At 60.8% G+C, this 16583-nt stretch carries 16 protein-coding genes; 2 read left to right on the forward strand and 14 right to left on the reverse strand.

Features of this window, described 5'->3' with window-relative positions; all coding sequences use genetic code 11:
* Positions 1–390 precede the first annotated feature (390 nt).
* The 7 genes from thiO to BM132_RS27085 are packed head-to-tail and all read right to left on the reverse strand — an operon-like array spanning position 391 to position 7176.
* The gene (gene thiO, locus BM132_RS27055) at positions 391–1491 is read right to left on the reverse strand and encodes a glycine oxidase ThiO (protein WP_092403393.1); all 1101 of its coding nucleotides are present in this window, start codon (positions 1489–1491) and stop codon (positions 391–393) included.
* A gap of 54 nt (positions 1492–1545) precedes the next feature.
* Positions 1546–1947 (reverse strand): type IV pilin protein, encoded by a 402-nt coding sequence (locus BM132_RS27060; protein WP_092403395.1) that lies wholly within the window; start codon positions 1945–1947, stop codon positions 1546–1548.
* 10 nt (positions 1948–1957) lie between these two features.
* Positions 1958–5059, reverse strand: a complete 3102-nt coding sequence (locus tag BM132_RS27065) for a pilus assembly protein (protein WP_092459936.1) — start codon at positions 5057–5059, stop codon at positions 1958–1960.
* Positions 5046–5525 carry a pilus assembly PilX family protein gene (locus tag BM132_RS27070; protein ID WP_092459938.1) on the reverse strand — a complete coding sequence of 160 codons (480 nt, stop codon included), beginning with the start codon at positions 5523–5525 and terminating at the stop codon, positions 5046–5048. Before BM132_RS27070 ends, BM132_RS27065 begins: the two co-directional genes overlap by 14 nt.
* A 9-nt stretch (positions 5526–5534) precedes the next feature.
* A complete protein-coding gene (locus tag BM132_RS27075; RefSeq protein ID WP_092459940.1) occupies positions 5535–6248 on the reverse strand; it encodes a PilW family protein in 714 nt (237 codons plus the stop codon).
* Positions 6245–6706: a type IV pilus modification protein PilV gene (gene pilV / locus BM132_RS27080; RefSeq protein WP_092403403.1), complete on the reverse strand. Its 462-nt coding sequence runs from the start codon at positions 6704–6706 to the stop codon at positions 6245–6247. Before pilV ends, BM132_RS27075 begins: the two co-directional genes overlap by 4 nt.
* Positions 6703–7176 (reverse strand): GspH/FimT family pseudopilin, encoded by a 474-nt coding sequence (locus BM132_RS27085; protein WP_092459942.1) that lies wholly within the window; start codon positions 7174–7176, stop codon positions 6703–6705. Before BM132_RS27085 ends, pilV begins: the two co-directional genes overlap by 4 nt.
* A gap of 219 nt (positions 7177–7395) precedes the next feature.
* Between BM132_RS27085 and BM132_RS27090 the strand changes: the two genes are divergently transcribed.
* The gene (locus tag BM132_RS27090) at positions 7396–7911 is read left to right on the forward strand and encodes a GspH/FimT family pseudopilin (RefSeq protein WP_143092397.1); all 516 of its coding nucleotides are present in this window, start codon (positions 7396–7398) and stop codon (positions 7909–7911) included.
* Here BM132_RS27090 and ispH read toward each other — a convergent pair.
* From ispH to murJ, 6 genes are all read right to left on the reverse strand, one after another.
* A complete protein-coding gene (ispH, locus tag BM132_RS27095) occupies positions 7888–8835 on the reverse strand; it encodes a 4-hydroxy-3-methylbut-2-enyl diphosphate reductase (RefSeq protein ID WP_092459944.1) in 948 nt (315 codons plus the stop codon). The genes BM132_RS27090 and ispH overlap by 24 nt on opposite strands.
* Before the next feature lie 134 nt (positions 8836–8969).
* The gene (gene fkpB, locus BM132_RS27100; protein WP_092403409.1) at positions 8970–9407 is read right to left on the reverse strand and encodes an FKBP-type peptidyl-prolyl cis-trans isomerase; all 438 of its coding nucleotides are present in this window, start codon (positions 9405–9407) and stop codon (positions 8970–8972) included.
* Entirely contained in the window at positions 9400–9924 is a 525-nt protein-coding gene (gene lspA / locus BM132_RS27105; protein ID WP_092403411.1) for a signal peptidase II, read from the reverse strand. Before lspA ends, fkpB begins: the two co-directional genes overlap by 8 nt.
* Positions 9917–12748, reverse strand: coding sequence for an isoleucine--tRNA ligase (gene ileS, locus BM132_RS27110; protein WP_092403413.1), 2832 nt, complete (start codon positions 12746–12748; stop codon positions 9917–9919). The genes lspA and ileS overlap by 8 nt, the downstream gene beginning before the upstream one ends.
* 13 nt (positions 12749–12761) lie before the next feature.
* Positions 12762–13700 carry a bifunctional riboflavin kinase/FAD synthetase gene (gene ribF / locus BM132_RS27115; RefSeq protein WP_177218225.1) on the reverse strand — a complete coding sequence of 313 codons (939 nt, stop codon included), beginning with the start codon at positions 13698–13700 and terminating at the stop codon, positions 12762–12764.
* Positions 13701–13829: 129 nt separating this feature from the next.
* A complete protein-coding gene (gene murJ, locus BM132_RS27120; protein WP_092459952.1) occupies positions 13830–15368 on the reverse strand; it encodes a murein biosynthesis integral membrane protein MurJ in 1539 nt (512 codons plus the stop codon).
* A gap of 254 nt (positions 15369–15622) precedes the next feature.
* Between murJ and rpsT the strand changes: the two genes are divergently transcribed.
* Positions 15623–15901, forward strand: coding sequence for a 30S ribosomal protein S20 (rpsT, locus tag BM132_RS27125; protein ID WP_003185593.1), 279 nt, complete (start codon positions 15623–15625; stop codon positions 15899–15901).
* Between the two features lie 209 nt (positions 15902–16110).
* On the opposite strand, the gene BM132_RS27130 is transcribed toward rpsT, so the two are convergent.
* Positions 16111–16575, reverse strand: a complete 465-nt coding sequence (locus tag BM132_RS27130; protein WP_076386392.1) for a CreA family protein — start codon at positions 16573–16575, stop codon at positions 16111–16113.
* Positions 16576–16583 lie beyond the last annotated feature (8 nt).

A 16583-nucleotide genomic window follows, 5' to 3' on the forward strand; every position in this document is an offset into this window, starting at 1 on the left:
TACACCCGCAAGAAACAGGCCGGCTGTCAGGCCGCCTCGCTTTTGATTTTGATCTGGGGCGCCCCGTTAACCACGCTGGCCGAACGTAGGTATTGCGCAGTGGGCATCTCGGCATGGAGGCCGAGGTAGCCGCGCTGGGCCATGGATGGCCCTTCGCGGCGGGCCCACGGAGCAATGCCGGAGTGAGGGCACACCGAGCCTCAGCGAGGTGCCGAGTGGTGGGGCAAAGCGCTTTTGGTTACTTTTGGCGCTCTTCCAAAAGTGACCCGCTGTAAGAGCGGAACCATAAGCCGCCGTTACCGCAGCAATGGATATGTACCCAGCCAACAAAATCCTGGCCGGCTGTCAGGCCGCCTCGTCACCCAGCTCAACCCAAACCAGAGCCGAACCTTACAACCGCCCCGCCGGCGCATACGGCACAGGATCAATCACCGGCTCACGCCCCAGCATCAGGTCAACAAACAACCGACACGACGCCGGAGCCAACACCAACCCATTGCGATAATGCCCACAATTCAACCACAACCCCGAAAACCCCGGCACTTCACCAATATAGGGAATGCCCTCCGGCGATCCAGGCCGCAACCCGGCCCAATGCCCGACCACCTCGGCGTCGGCCAGCGCCGGAATCAACTGCTGCGCCGAAGCCTTCAGGCTATCGAGCGCTACATCGGTCGGGGTCTTGTCGAAACCCTCACGCTCCAGCGTACTGCCCACCAGAATATGCCCGTCGCGACGAGGAATCGCATAACGGCCCTTGGCCAGGACCATGCTCGATAAAAAATCCGACGCACACTTGTACAAAATCATCTGGCCTTTGACCGGCTCAACCGGCAATTTCAGCCCCAGCGTCTTGAGCAGTTCACCGCTCCACGCGCCCGCCGCCAAGACCACCTGTTCGCCACGAATCTGTCCTGCCGAGCTTTCCACCCCCACCACACGCCCACCGTCGCGGATGAACCCGCTGACCTCGCAGTGTTCATGCAAGGTGACATTGGGCAGCGCCAGCAAGGCAGCCTTGAGGGATTTCACCAGCCGGGGATTACGCACGTTAGCCACGTCGGCCATGTAGATCGCCCGGGAAAAACCCGCGCCCAGCACCGGCACCGCATCATGCACCGCAGAGATATCCACAGCCTCCAACGGGCGCCCTTCTCGCTCAGCCCAGGCCAAGGCTTCGACCTGATCGTCCAGGTCCAGCCAATACAGGCCAGTGACATGTACTTGCGGATCAATCCCGGTGGCCGCGAACAAACGCTGCCCCAGCTGTGGATAAAAGTCCTGCGACCAGTGGGCCAGTGCGGTGACCGCCGGGCTGTAGCGCCAGGGGTATAGCGGCGAAACAATACCGCCGCCGGCCCAGGACGATTCCTGGCCGACATTGGAGCGGTCCAGCAGCACCACATGCTGCCCTTCGGACGCGAGATTGAACGCCGTCAGCAGGCCGATAACTCCGCCGCCGACAATCACCACTTGCTGTTGCCTGGTCATGTTCTATTTCAACTCACAAGACAGAGGGCGCAGGACAGCACCCGAAAAATAAACTCAGCGACCCCAGCAATCCTTGGCGGTCAGCCCGGCAGTGGCGTTGATGATGCTTCGTGCGCCTGTGTTGTTGATTGTGAAATCACCGCACTTGTCGCTTGCCATGGACGAGCCGCTGTTGCGCACCGCGGTCAGGGTGAAACTCTGGTCCAAAAGCGTCTGGGTAATGGTGTAGAAATCATTCCCGCTGCTCAGCCCGGTCGCGTTGGTGTAGACGCCGGTCTTGGAATAATGACGCTCAAGGATCTGCGCCTGCTCTGATAACAGCCCGGCAACTTCAGCGCGCCGCCCCTTTTTCATGTATTCGGTCAGGCTCGGATAGCCGACGGTGATCACGATACCGATGATGGCGATCACGATCATGATTTCGATCAAGGTGAAACCCCGGTTGGATCTGCGCATACCTTATCTCTCACTGTATTTGCCGCCACATGATGCGGCGACTGCCGCCGACGGATTTTCCCAGCAGGTCGGTGATACCGCCACCGGAGTCGTTCACGATCATGTTGGTGGCCCCGTTGGCACTGACGACAGCGCTCAAGGTCGGGATCCCCCCCGTGAAAATCACCCCGCTGGAGATCGTGTCGAGGCTGTTGAGCAGGCCGTCACCGTTGGTGTCGAGCACCGCGTAATTGAGCATCTTACCGTTGAACGCATCTACCTGGATCAGTTTGCCGGTACCGAAGCTGGCGCAGGGGTCGGTGGTGTCCACGGCGGCCGTGGTGAAGACTATTCGCCCGAGCACCAGACTGGCCGGGTTGATCACCCGCTCCCCAGTCAATGCGTTGTTGTACACCAAGGGTAAATACCAACCTTTTCTCGCAGGATACGTCACGTCGGTCTGGCTGGTCGTCACGAATTGCCCGGTGCTGCCTGAGAACACCCCCGTGATCGACTGGGCTTGCAGGTTCGAAACTGTGATTTGTCCGGTACCGCCGACGGCGTCCCAGATCGAATAGAACCCCTGCAGATCCTTATTGAGCTTATCCACCGCTTCGTTGAATTTGCCCGTGCCGAAAAAAACCTGGGTCCCGCCCTGGGGGTTGTCCGCCAGCAGCGGCTGGACGGTGATTGGCTGGGTTGCACCACCGGGCGCGGTGAACAATGGCTGCCCGGCAAATGCAACGCCCCAGGTGGTGGGGGAAGTGCCACTGAGGTCGAACTTCCACATCCGCCCTTTCAAGTCGCCACCGTACGCGGCCTGCACCACGTTCTGGGAGTTGACCCGAAGTTTGACCGAAGACAGACCGTTACCCGTCTCGCTGTTATTGACCGTGATTTTCCTGATCAGCGAGCCATCACGGATATCCACCACGTACAGCGCCGCCACGCCGGTGTTGCTGCCATAGCCATTGGCGATGAACGCGGCCCAACGACCATCGGCCAGACGCGCTACTTCGGGACGCGCATAGGCGTAGCCCAGGTCATTGAAGACGTTGGCCGTATTGGCGACGGTCGGCGCGCTGATTTCCCACAACGCCCGAAGCGTATTGCCTGCCGCCGCATCGAACAATTGCACCGCATAGAACGCTTTGCCCCCGGCTCCGGTCCCGCCCAGGGCCACTGTCTTCCAGGCACTGCCCAATTGCGCATCGAACACGCCGATCTGCCCATCCACCAGGAATTTGTGGCTCACGCCATTGATGTAATTGGTGTCGGCGATGTCCCGCAGCGAGGGCAGGACGCTCGACGGCATGTAGGCGTAACGCCGGGTGCCGTTGGTGCTGTTGATGACGCTGAAGAAACCGTCGTTGGCATTCACCACAAGATTGGCGTTCATGTTCGCCGCCTTGGTGGCCAGGTAAGTGCTGTAGCTGGTGTCGTTCAGCAGGTCCGAGGCGGTCTGGTCATTGGGCGATGCCAGCACCAGCGGCGAGTTGATGATGTCGCCCAGCAACACGCTGCGCACCTTCAGCCCGGTTTTATTGACGCCTTTGCTCCATTCCACCAGATCGGTGCCGGTGATCCCCGTGGGCAGGCCCTGGCTGAGGCTGGTTTGCTGAGCCGGTGAAAAGTTGCCGTAGGCCAGGGTTACCGGCGTGTTGGTCGCGGTGTTCCAGGACTGATAGGTCGGTGCCGTGGCACCCGGCACGATGCTGGTGTTGGTGGTCCACTGCACGGCCGCCGTATCGACCGTTCCCGCCGAAGTAAAACCGAATGCCCGGATGGTGCCCCGCCAGTCCTTGGGGTCATAGGTGGTCTGGTAATAGCTGGAGGTGGTGGACAACGTTGCACCGTTGGTGGTGCCGCCGCCCCCCGATCCAGCCTTGGAGGTGATGTCGCTCAAGGCCAATGACAAGGCTGAGTTCAGGCCTTCGCTGTCGGACGCTGGATAATATTTACCCGCGCCGTAGCGAGCGGCGTCGGACAGCATCGTATTGGTGACCGCAAAACCCACAGTGTAGGTATTGAGGTACTGCCGGGGGAAATCCGTGGCATTCCAGCTCTGGCCGGTGGCATCGGTGCCGGTGGAGCGCATGTCGATGTCGAAAGCGAACTTGGCGATGTCGTCCAGGTAAAGCGTATCGCCCTCGGCGTCACCGTTGCGGTCAGCCCCATCGTTGGTACTGATGCCATCCCAGTTCGGCAGACGGGATCCACCTAGCGGATCGTTGGAGGGAAAGGTACGGTCGTAGGTGGGCAAGCCGTCGGTGATCACCACTCCGAAATTCTTCTGGCACCGATACTGAATCGGGCTGGTGTAGGTACTGGGGGTACTGTTGTGGTACGGCGCCATGCCCCTGAAATAACGGGTGACCTCGTAATAGCTTTCGGCCAATGGCGTATTGGCGACCGCGCCCAGACCGTTGATGGCGTTGATCAGGGCACTGTAGTTGGCGTTGGCCTGGGTCTGGGTCACGCTGCCACTGACGGGTGACAGATCGCTGACGACACGGGCAATGTAGCCCCCCGGGCCGGAGTTGCTGAAGTTGGGCGGGTTGAAGGTGGCAAGACCAATGCGCAGGGCACGGTTGTTGGCGACCAGGTCGTTGGAGACATCCCGTGCCACGTTGATTCGATAGTCCCTGGGGATTGAGCCGTTGGTGTAGTCCCGGTTCGAGCCGTTGGCCAGGGTTACCAGATACGCCAGATACTTGGCCGTGTACCGGGTGTTCTCGTCACCCACCGGGTCAGGCAGCCGCAGACAGACCCGACCAACGTTGCTGCGGTAAAAACCGTACCAGCCATTTGAACAGCCGCCACGGAACAGGCCCACCAACAAAATATTGGCGTCGTCCATATCCAGCTCGAAGATGCTGTTGCAGTTACTGTTGGAGGCGCATGCATAGGTGCGCAACTGAGTGGCAGAGGGATCAAACCCCGGCGCCCAAATGATGTTGTTCATACTCCCCGAGTCATCGATCAGCAGCATCACATTGGGGGTGACTGCGGCGGCACTCAGCAAGGGGGAATCCGAAGGTGTGAAAGCATAGGCCGGTGCAGCCAGATACAGGCTCAGCAGCACGCCCCAGAACGCCTGCCTCCAATCGCGACGCACCTTAATATTTCGCATAGATGCTCTCCACGACGCTGCGCTGGTTATTGCCTACCACAGCCACCGCCGTGATCCGGTACAGCGTTGCCGATGTATTGATCGGCACGTTGACCGCCGTGAGCGTGGTGCCCAGGTTCTGCACGCCGTAAAACCCGCCAGGGACGGCGATCCAGGTCACCCCCGACGATGAATTGCGCCCGGCCGCCGTGAGGGTTGCCGATTCAGCCGGGGGCGCACACTGGGTCGCAGTGGTGCACACCGGCAGGGAGTAGGCCTCGGCCTGTACCGCGCTTTCACCAACCCGCAGCGCTGCCTCGGCCACCTGGAAGGACTGGTTGCGCAGCATGACGCTACTGGTCATTTTTTCCTGAAGGGTAGCGCTCTGCATCGACGACAGGCCGATCAGCGTCAGGAGCAGCAGGAAAACCAGGCTGACCAGCAATGCCATACCGCGCTGGTGATGCTTGATGGGCGTCGAATTCATCAGTCGCCCTCACAAGAGCCGGTTGCGCAAAGCGGCAACCACGTTGAAGGTCTGCTCACGCACGTTGTTCTTCGGGTCAAAGAGCGTGAGGGTCAGGCGCACGCTGCGGATCAGGGCCGGATCGGTCGGGTTGCGGCTGTAGCTCGATGCCGCGATGTCTGTCGCGCTGCTGGCCACACCAAATGTCACATCGAATGCCCGGACGTTATCCACCAGTACCGCCTGGGTCGGGTTGCCAGCCCCGGTGCCCATCAATAACTGGTTATTGCTGAAGCTGTAGATCAACCGCCGTATCGGAAACGCCATTTGCCCGGCCGCCGGTAGCCGCGCCCCGGTATAGGCGGTCGCCGTGTTGCGACAGTCCGAGATCACGGTCCAGGTCGGCACGCCGCCACTGTTGCCGACATCCGTCGTCACCAGGGTCAGCTTCAGATTGGCATTGTCCCAACTGATCGGCGTGACCTTGCTGGCATTGAAGTCCCCCGCCGAGGACGCGTCGAGAACGCTCTCCAGACAACCGAACATGCCCACCATGCGAAGCTCCTGGACCATCTTGCTCAGGGCGAACCGCGCATCCTCCTGCATCACCGCCGCTGCGCTCTGACTGACGTAGGTATTCTTGGCGGCGATGAAAATCTGCACCACACCCAGCACGACAATCAGACTGAGCACCAAAGCGATCATCAGCTCAATCAGGCCGAATCCTCGGCAACGCCTGTTCATGGCGTCGCCCCTGGTGGGTCGACGGCGACGCGACTGGTCAGCACGAAACTGCGTCGCGCCTCGGCGGCGTTGGTCGTGTTGGCGGCCCGGGCGTCGTCCCAAGAGATGGTAATGGTGTAGACCCGCTGGTGCAGGGCAACAGTGCCGGTGGCCGTGGCGCCGCCGAAGCTGACGATGTTGGTCTTGAAATCGTAGAGATCCTGGTCCCGGGCTACGTTGAGATTGGGTGAACTGGGCGGCGTGACCGTGTAATCGGCGCCGGAGTTGGCGCGAATGCGGTCCAGCATGTCGTAGGCGATGAAGCTGGCCTGACTGGTCATGCGCGAGCTGTCGGTATATTTGAGCGCATTGAGCTGAACCATCGCCGCTCCCAGCAAGCCCACGCCAAGAATCAGCACCGCCACCAGCACCTCGATCAGTGTCATGCCCTCCTGTGCCTGTTTACTGCAACCCTTCATCCGCAACTTCCACCCAATACGATTCGTCCATTGAGGCAAACACTCAGCGTCCTGCTCTGCGCCCCCCTTACATAATTGAAAGTCACCGGCGTGGCCGGTGCCGACAACCCGCCGAGGTTGTTGAAATCAATGTTGGTCACCTCTGAGGTTAGCGTCAGAGTCGCGCCGCTGCTCATCGCCGGAACAACCCGCAATACATTGGGCTCAGCGCCAGTACTGTCATACACCGTCAGCTCGCTGCTCCATACGCTGCCCTGGGCCGTGGGGCGAATCCGTATGGTGACACCACGGTCGATCGCTGTCATCCGGGCGAAGTTCAGTGCCCGGCGCAGATCGCCAATATCGGTATCGGCCTTGGTGCCCTGCACCGAACCGGTAAGGGCCGGTACCGCCAGGGTGATCAGGAGCAGCAGCACGCCAAGGGCTACCAGCACCTCAATCAGCGTGAAACCTTTTGTACGAAGATCCATCGATGCCCTCCGTCGCCGTCGGCTATACCTGCTTCTACACGCTAGAACAAACCACTGCGTGTGGCGAGGGAGCTTGCTCCCGCTCGGGCGCGTAGCGGCGGTTATTTTGGGGCTGCTGCGCAGCCCAGCGGGAGCAAGCTCCCTCGCCACAACATGCTCCTGTCACACTGAGTTTCTTGCACTATCGCACCGCTTCACATTCTCCAGGGAGGAGATGTCATGCACCAACAGGGCTTCAGCCTGATCGAACTGCTCATGGGACTGGCGATTGCGGCAATTGTTCTGTCGTGGGCCGGCGCTGGCTACAAAGAGCTGATCGAATCCATCGAACGCGAGGACACCGCCCAGTTACTGATCAGCGGGTTGCGCAGCGCGCGCAGCGAAGCCATCGCGCGCAACCGGACGGTTGTGCTCAGGGGGATAGACAACGATTGGGGCCGGGGCTGGCGAATGACCCTGGACAACAAGGAGAAGACCGTACTGATGGAGCGCAGGGCAAGCGCTCGGGTGGTCGGCAACCAGCCGGTGAGACGCAGAGTGAGGTTCAGCAACCGGGGGGAAGCCTTGCACCCCGGCGGCGCATTCCAGGCAGGCACGCTGCATGTCTGCGCCAAACGTGGGCCGGTCAGCCACCATCAGGTGATATTGGCGCCCTCCGGCCGCGTCCACCTGGAAAGCGTCGAAGCCGAGCAGGCGCTGTGCGAAAAGGACTTAAAGCAAGGAGCGCACGCGTAGTTCCTTGGGCATGGAGAAAGTGACGTTCTCCTCGCGACCGGACAATTCATCGGCAGCGGTTGCACCCCAAGCCTGCAGTTGCTGGATCACGCCGCGCACCAACACTTCCGGCGCTGAAGCACCGGCGGTAATGCCGATACGCTCGACGCCATCGAACCAGCTGCGCTGCATGTCTTCGGCACCGTCGATCAGGTACGCCGGAGTGGACATGCGCTCGGCCAGCTCGCGCAGGCGATTGGAGTTGGAGCTGTTCGGGCTACCGACTACCAGCACGACATCACACTCGTCGGCCAGTTGCTTGACCGCATCCTGACGATTCTGGGTGGCGTAGCAGATGTCATCCTTGCGTGGCCCACCGATGGCCGGGAAGCGCGCACGCAGGGCGTCGATCACTCGACTGGTATCGTCCATGGACAGGGTGGTCTGGGTGACAAACGCCAGCTTTTCCGGGTTACGCACCTGCAGCGCGGCGACGTCTTCTTCATCCTCGACCAGATAGATCGCGCCACCGTTGCTGGCGTCGTATTGGCCCATGGTGCCTTCGACTTCCGGATGGCCCTCGTGGCCGATCAGGATGCACTCACGACCGTCACGGCTGTAACGGGCCACTTCGATATGGACCTTGGTCACCAAGGGGCAGGTCGCGTCGAATACCTTCAGGCCACGGCCGGCAGCTTCGGTACGCACTGCCTGGGACACCCCGTGGGCACTGAAGATCACGATGACGTCGTCCGGCACCTGGTCCAGCTCCTCGACGAAGATCGCCCCGCGGCTACGCAGGTCTTCGACGACAAATTTGTTGTGGACCACTTCATGGCGCACATAGATGGGCGGCCCGAAAACTTCCAGGGCGCGGTTGACGATTTCGATCGCCCGGTCCACGCCGGCGCAGAAGCCACGGGGGTTGGCGAGTTTGATTTGCATGCTGTGCCTCGTGTCTGTGGGAGCGAGCCTGCTCGCGATGCGGTGGATCAGTCAACTCGACGGTGGCTGTGGCTCAGCTATCGCGAGCAGGCTCGCTCCCACAGGTAATGTGGGGGCGGTCATTGCCGTTAAATTCAGAGCGCCTTGACCTCGATGATTTCCACTTCGAAATTCAAGGTCTTGCCCGCCAGCGGGTGGTTGAAGTCCACGGTCACCTGAGCGTCGTCGAAAGCTTTCACCACACCTGGCAGTTCCGTGTTGGCCGCGTCGTTGAAGATCACCAGCAGGCCTTCGGACAGTTCCATGTCCTGGAACTGGGAGCGTGGCATGGTCTGCACGTTTTGCGGATTGGGCTGACCAAAGGCGTTTTCCGGTGGAACCACCACAGTGCGCTTGTCGCCGGCCTTGAAACCGAAGATCGCCGCCTCGAAGCCTGGCAGCAGGTTGCCGTCGCCAACCTTGAACACGGCCGGAGCCTTGTCGAAGGTGCTGTCGACGGTGTCGCCGTTTTCCAGGTGCAGGGCGAAGTGAAGCTTCACTTCAGTGTTTTGAGCGATACGCTGCTCAGTCATGGACGGCTTCTCCGGTTTTCTTGCTCTTGAACATGTCCAGCGCGAGCATCACAGCACCCACGGTAATGGCGCTGTCGGCAAAGTTGAACGCCGGGAAATACCAGCGGTTCTGCCAATGCACCAGGATGAAATCGATCACGTGGCCCAAGGCAATCCGGTCATAAAGATTACCCAGCGCGCCCCCGAGCACCAATGCCAGCGCCACGGCCAGCCAGGTCTCATCGCGGCCCAGGCGTTTGAGCCAGACCACCAGCACGCCACTGACCACGATGGCGATCAGGGCGAACAGCCAGCGCTGCCAGCCCGAACTGTCGGCCAGGAAACTGAACGCCGCGCCCGTGTTGTAGGCCAGGGTCCAGCTGAAGTAGTCGGGAATGACCACGATCTGCTGGTACATGGTCAGCGAGTTCTCGAAGTAGTACTTGCTGGCCTGGTCAATGACCAGCACCAGCACGCTCAACCACAACCAGCTCAGCCGGCCGAAACGGCCCGCTGCGTTAGGCGCCACATTAGGCATAGTGACGAACCTCACCGGTGCCGCTGATGTTGTCGACGCAACGACCGCAGATTTCCGGATGCTCCGGGTTCACGCCGACGTCTTCGCGGCAGTGCCAGCAACGGGCGCACTTGGTGTGGTTCGACTTGACGATCTTCAGCTTCAGGCCGCTGACTTCAGTGACGACCGCATCGGCCGGCGCCTGCACCAACGGGGCGACACTGGCGGTGGAAGTGATCAGCACGAAGCGCAGCTCATTGCTTAGCTTGGCCAGGTCGCCCCCCAGGGCTTCTTCAGCGTAGAGAGTCACTTCGGCCTGCAGGTTGCCACCCACGGCCTTCGCCGCGCGCTGGATCTCCATTTCCTTGTTGACCGCCGCCTTGACCGCCATGATCCGGTCCCAATAGGCCCGGTCCAGCTCGAAACCTTGCGGCAGTTCGGTCAGGCCTTCATACCAGGTGTTGAGCATCACCGACTCGTTGCGCTCGCCCGGCAGGTACTGCCACAGCTCGTCGGCGGTGAACGCCAGGATCGGCGCGATCCAGCGCACCAGCGCTTCGCTGATGTGGAACAGCGCGGTCTGGCACGAACGGCGCGCCTTGCTGTTGGCGCCAGTGGTGTACTGGCGGTCCTTGATGATGTCGAGGTAGAAGCCACCCAGCTCCTGCACGCAGAAGTTATGGATCTTGGAGTAGACGTTCCAGAAACGGTACTCACCGTAATGCTCCTGCAATTCGCGTTGCAGCAGCAGGGTACGGTCCACGGCCCAGCGGTCCAGCGCGAGCATTTCCTCGGCCGGCAGCAGGTCGGTGGCCGGGTTGAAGCCGGTCAGGTTCGACAGCAGGAAGCGCGCGGTGTTACGGATCCGTCGGTAGGCGTCCGCGCTGCGCTGCAGGATCTGTTCGGAAACGGCCATCTCGCCGGAATAGTCGGTGGAGGCGACCCACAAGCGCATGATGTCGGCGCCCAAGGTGTCGTTGACCTTTTGCGGCGCGATCACGTTGCCCAGGGACTTGGACATCTTGCGCCCGGACTCGTCGACGGTGAAACCGTGGGTCAGCAGCTCGCGGTACGGTGCGTGGTTGTCGATGGCGCAACCGGTCAGCAGCGACGAGTGGAACCAGCCGCGGTGCTGGTCCGAACCTTCCAGGTACAGGTCGGCACGCGGGCCGGTTTCGTGGCCCATCGGGTGCGAACCGCGCAGCACATGCCAGTGGGTGGTGCCGGAATCGAACCAGACGTCCAGGGTATCGCTGATCTTGTCGTACAGCGGCGCTTCGTCGCCCAGCAGCTCGGCGGCGTCCATCTTGAACCAGGCTTCGATGCCTTCGACTTCGACGCGCTTGGCCACCATTTCCATCAGCTCGACGGTGCGCGGGTGCAGTTCGCCGCTTTCCTTGTTCAGGAAGAACGGGATCGGCACGCCCCAGTTGCGTTGGCGGGAGATGCACCAGTCAGGACGGTTGGCGATCATCGAGTGCAGGCGCGCTTGGCCCCAGGCCGGCACGAACTTGGTGTCCTCGATGGCTTTGAGGGAGCGTTGGCGCAGGGTGTCGCCAGTGGCTGGCTGCTTGTCCATGCCGATGAACCATTGCGCGGTGGCGCGGTAGATCAGCGGGGTCTTGTGGCGCCAGCAGTGCATGTAGCTGTGTTCGATGACGGTGGTGTGCAGCAGCGCGCCGACTTCGGTCAACTTATCGACGATGGCCGGGTTGGCTTTCCAGATGAACTGGCCACCAAAGAACTCCAGCGATGGCACATACACGCCATTGCTCTGTACCGGGTTGAGGATGTCGTCGTTGACCATGCCGTATTTCTTGCAGGTCACGAAGTCGTCAACGCCATAGGCCGGCGCGGAGTGAACCACACCAGTGCCTGCGCCCAGCTCCACGTAGTCGGCCAGGTACACCGGCGACAGACGATCATAAAACGGATGACGGAAATTGATCAGCTCCAGCGCCGAACCCGGGGTGGTGGCCAGCACCGAGCCTTCGAGGTTGTAGCGGGCCAGGCAGGACTCGACCAGTTCTTCGGCCAATACCAGCAGCTTGTCGCCAACATCGACCAGGGCGTAGTTGAATTCCGGGTGAACGTTCAACGCCTGGTTGGCCGGGATGGTCCACGGGGTGGTGGTCCAGATCACGATCGACGCTGGCTTGCTCAGCTTGCCCAGGCCAAAAGCGGCGGCGAGCTTGTCTTCATCGGCGATCGGGAAGGCGACGTCGATGGTCGAGGATTTTTTGTTTTCGTACTCGACTTCCGCCTCGGCCAGGGCCGAACCGCAATCGAAGCACCAGTTCACGGGCTTGAGGCCCTTGAACACGAAGCCGCCCTCGACGATTTTCGCCAAGGCACGGATTTCGCCGGCTTCGTTTTTGAAGTCCATGGTTTTGTAAGGGTTGGCGAAGTCGCCCAGCACGCCGAGGCGGATGAACTCGGACTTCTGCCCTTCGATCTGCTCGGTGGCGTAGGCACGGCACAGCTCGCGGGTCTTGTCCGCGCCCAGGTTCTTGCCGTGGGTCACTTCAACCTTGTGCTCGATCGGCAGGCCGTGGCAATCCCAGCCCGGGATATACGGCGCGTCGAAACCCGACAGGGTCTTGGAGCGCACGATCATGTCCTTGAGAATCTTGTTCAGCGCGTGACCGATGTGGATCGTGCCGTTGGCGTACGGAGGGCCGTCGTGCAGGACGAACTTCGGACGATCCTTGCCAATCTCGCGCAACTTTCCGTACAGGCCAATGCTGTCCCAACGCTGCAGAATCTGTGGTTCGCGCTGAGGCAGGCCGGCCTTCATAGGGAAGGCGGTGTCCGGAAGGTTTAGCGTGGCTTTATAGTCGGTCATTTAAGGCTCTTCATTAGCGATTGGCGCTGGTTGCGACAAGGGCACGGGCGGCGGCGATATCTGCATGGATCGCCGTCTTGAGCGCCTCCAGAGAGGCAAAACGCTGCTCTTCACGCAGCTTTTGGTGGAAAACCACCGTCAAACGCCGGTCATACAGATCGCCGGCAAAATCCAGAACATGTACTTCGAGGTGGGCCTTGCCATCCCCCTGGACCGTGGGCCGGACGCCGATATTGGCGACACCGGGCCAGGTCTTGCCGTCGATCTCGACACTCACCAGGAACACCCCGGTCAGCGGCACACGACGACGCTTGAGTTGCACGTTGGCCGTCGGCGTGCCCAATTGGCGCGCCAGTTTCTGCCCGTGCAGGATCCGTCCGGCAATCCGGTACGGCCGGCCGAGCAAACGCTCGGCCCATTCGAAGTCGGCAGCCGCCAGGGCATTGCGGACCTGGGTACTGCTGACGCGCATGCCATCCATCTCGACGGTCTGCGCCGCTTCGACAGTGAAGCCCCGGGCCTTGCCGGCCTGTTGCAGGTAATCGAAATCCCCTGCCCGGTCGCAGCCGAAACGGAAGTCATCACCGACCTCCAGATGTTTTATATCCAGACCGCCCACCAGGATGGTCTCGACGAATTCGGCGGCACTGAGCTTGCTCAGGCGCTGATTGAAGGCCAGGCACAAGACCCGGTCAACGCCTTCGGCGGCCAGCAGATGCAGCTTGTCCCGCAGCCGGGCCAGACGGGCCGGCGCGGTGTCCGGGGCGAAAAATTCCCGGGGTTGCGGCTCGAAGATCACCACGCAACTGGGCACGCCCAATTCCTGGGCACGCTCGCGCAACCGCGCCAGGATAGCCTGGTGGCCACGGTGAACACCGTCAAAGTTGCCAATAGTGGCGACACAGCCCCGATGCTGGGGGCGCAGGTTGTGGAGGCCTCGAACCAGCTGCATAACGCGCTTCTTGCTCATAAAGTGGCCGATTATAACCACACCCGGCGGCCGACGACAGGCAACACCGTAACCCAAAGTGATCGAGCCGACAAAACCACTGCCCGGCCCGGGATTATCGAGGGTAAACCCTCAGCTCAAGCCCTTGCGGTTGAAGTCGCGCAGGCGGAAGCCCATCAGCAGCAGCATGCCGAAATACGCCACCACGCCCGCGACGACCAGCACTCCCAGGCGCAGGAAACGCTCGAGCATCTGCCCTTCGCCCCAGGCTGGCATGAAATGCATCACCCCCAGCAACACCGCCGACATCACGCCCACGGCCACCAGCAGCTTGAGGCCGAACTTGCCCCAGCCCGGTTGCGGCTGATACATCTTCTGCTTGCGCAATTGGTAAAACAGCAGCCCGGCATTGAGGCAGGCGCCAGCACTGATCGCCAAGGCCAGGCCGGCGTGGGCCAGCGGGCCGATCAGCAACAGGTTGAACAGCTGGGTCATCACCAGGGTGAAAATGGCGATTTTCACCGGCGTGCGAATGTTCTGCTGGGCATAGAAACCTGGCGCCAGCACCTTGATCACAATGATACCCAGCAAGCCCACCGAGTAAGCGATCAATGCCCGCTGGGTCATCAGGGCATCAAATGCATTGAACTGACCGTACTGAAACAACGAAACGGTCAGCGGCTCGGCCAGGATGCCCAGCGCCAGGGCACAGGGCAACACCAGCACGAAGCACAGGCGCAGGCCCCAGTCGAGGATGCGCGAGTATTCCTGACGGTCCTGGCTGGCGTAGGTCTTGGCCAGGGTCGGCAACAGGATCGTGCCCAGGGCCACGCCCAACACGCCGGACGGCAACTCCATCAGGCGGTCGGCGTAGTACATCCACGACACCGAGCCGGCCACCAGGAACGAGGCGAAAATGGTGTTGATGATCAGGGAAATCTGACTCACCGAAACCCCGAGGATCGCCGGCAGCATCTGCTTCATCACTCGCCATACGCCGCTGTCACGCAGATTCAGACGCGGCAGCACCAGCATGCCGATTTTCTTCAGGTGAGGCAGTTGATACAGCAACTGCGCCAGGCCGCCCACCAGCACCGCCCAACCGAGGGCCATCACCGGGGGATCGAAGTACGGTGTCAGGAACACCGCAAATACGATCATGCTGACGTTGAGCAGGGTCGGCACGAAGGCCGGTACCGAGAAACGGTTCCAGGTATTGAGGATCGCCCCGGCCAGAGATGACAGGGAGATCAGCAATATATAAGGAAAGGTCACCCGCAACAGGTCCGTGGTGAGCTGGAATTTTTCCGGGGTATCGGTAAAACCCGGTGCCGTGGCCCAGATCACCCAGGGTGCGGCGAGCATGCCGGCAGCCGTGACCAGCGCCAGCACCAGCGTCAGCAAACCCGTGACGTAAGCAATGAATGTGCGGGTCGCCTCGTCGCCCTTCTGACTCTTGTATTCCGCCAGGATCGGCACGAAGGCCTGGGAAAATGCCCCTTCGGCGAAGATCCGCCGCAACAGATTGGGCAACTTGAAGGCGATGAAGAAGGCATCGGTGGCCATCCCGGCACCGAATATCCGAGCAATCAGCGTGTCACGAACGAACCCCAGGACGCGTGAAAGCATCGTGATAGAGCTGACGGCAGCCAACGATTTGAGCAGATTCATGAAAAGAGTTTTTGCCTGTCGATAAACAGCAGGCGAACAACGCGCCCACTTATGCGATACTCCGCGCCGCTAAACAGTGCAGAGCCAAAGCCCGCGAGTTTACAGGTCGCACGCCGGAAAGAAATCATCCGGTGCGTTGTACCTGCCATTCAGCGGAACGTGTCACCCGCCCTTGACAAGACATCAACTCATCGGCATGATTCGCGGCCTATTTTGTTTGCTATTTCCTAAAAAGTCTTTCGAGGAGCTCGACGGTGGCCAACACACCTTCCGCCAAAAAACGTGCAAAACAGGCTGAGAAGCGTCGCAGCCACAACGCCAGCCTGCGTTCCATGGTCCGTACCTACATCAAAAACGTAGTTAAGGCCATCGACGCAAAAGACGCTGAAAAAGCACAAGCTGCTTACGTTCTGGCTGTGCCAGTTATCGACCGTATGGCCGATAAAGGCATCATCCACAAGAACAAGGCTGCTCGCCATAAGAGCCGCCTGAATGGCCACGTAAAGGCCCTGAACGTTGCCGCTGCTGCCTAAGCGACGCGCTCGTTAAAAAACCGACCTCCGGGTCGGTTTTTTATTGCCTGGGATTTAACAGGCACCGCACGAACAATGTGGGGGCAGACCTCTGTGGGAGCAAGGCTTGCCCGCGACAGCATCGCCTCAGCATTAAGACAGACCGAGGCGCCTGCATCGCGGGCAAGCCTTGCTCCCACACAACCTCTCTCACAATGAGTTTGCCCGAACTATTGAGTACGAGCCCACGGCAGGATCGGAATCGCCGTCACCGCATTCTGCGGACTGCCTTCGATCACGCGGTCGCTGTAGACCAGGTACACCAGCGTATTGCGCTTTTTGTCGAGAAAACGCACCACCTGCATGGTCTTGAACACCAGCGATGTGCGCTCCCTGAACACTTCCTCACCGTCCTTGAGCTCGCCCTTGAAGCTGATGGGACCGACCTGACGACAGGCAATGGACGCCTCGGCGCGATCCTCGGCCAGGCCCAGGCCACCCTTCACCCCACCGGTCTTGGCCCGAGACAGATAACACGTCACACCATCCACCTTCGGATCATCGAAGGCCTCAACAACGATCCGGTCATTCGGCCCGACAAACTTGAACACCGTCGACACCTGGCCAATTTCCTCGGCCGAGGCCAGCAGCGGCAATGCCACCAGCAATCCGATCAATCCTTTTGCCAAACCCATGATTTTTC

The sequence above is a fragment of the Pseudomonas sp. NFACC45 genome (genome assembly GCF_900113505.1).
Lineage (GTDB): Bacteria > Pseudomonadota > Gammaproteobacteria > Pseudomonadales > Pseudomonadaceae > Aquipseudomonas > Aquipseudomonas tehranensis.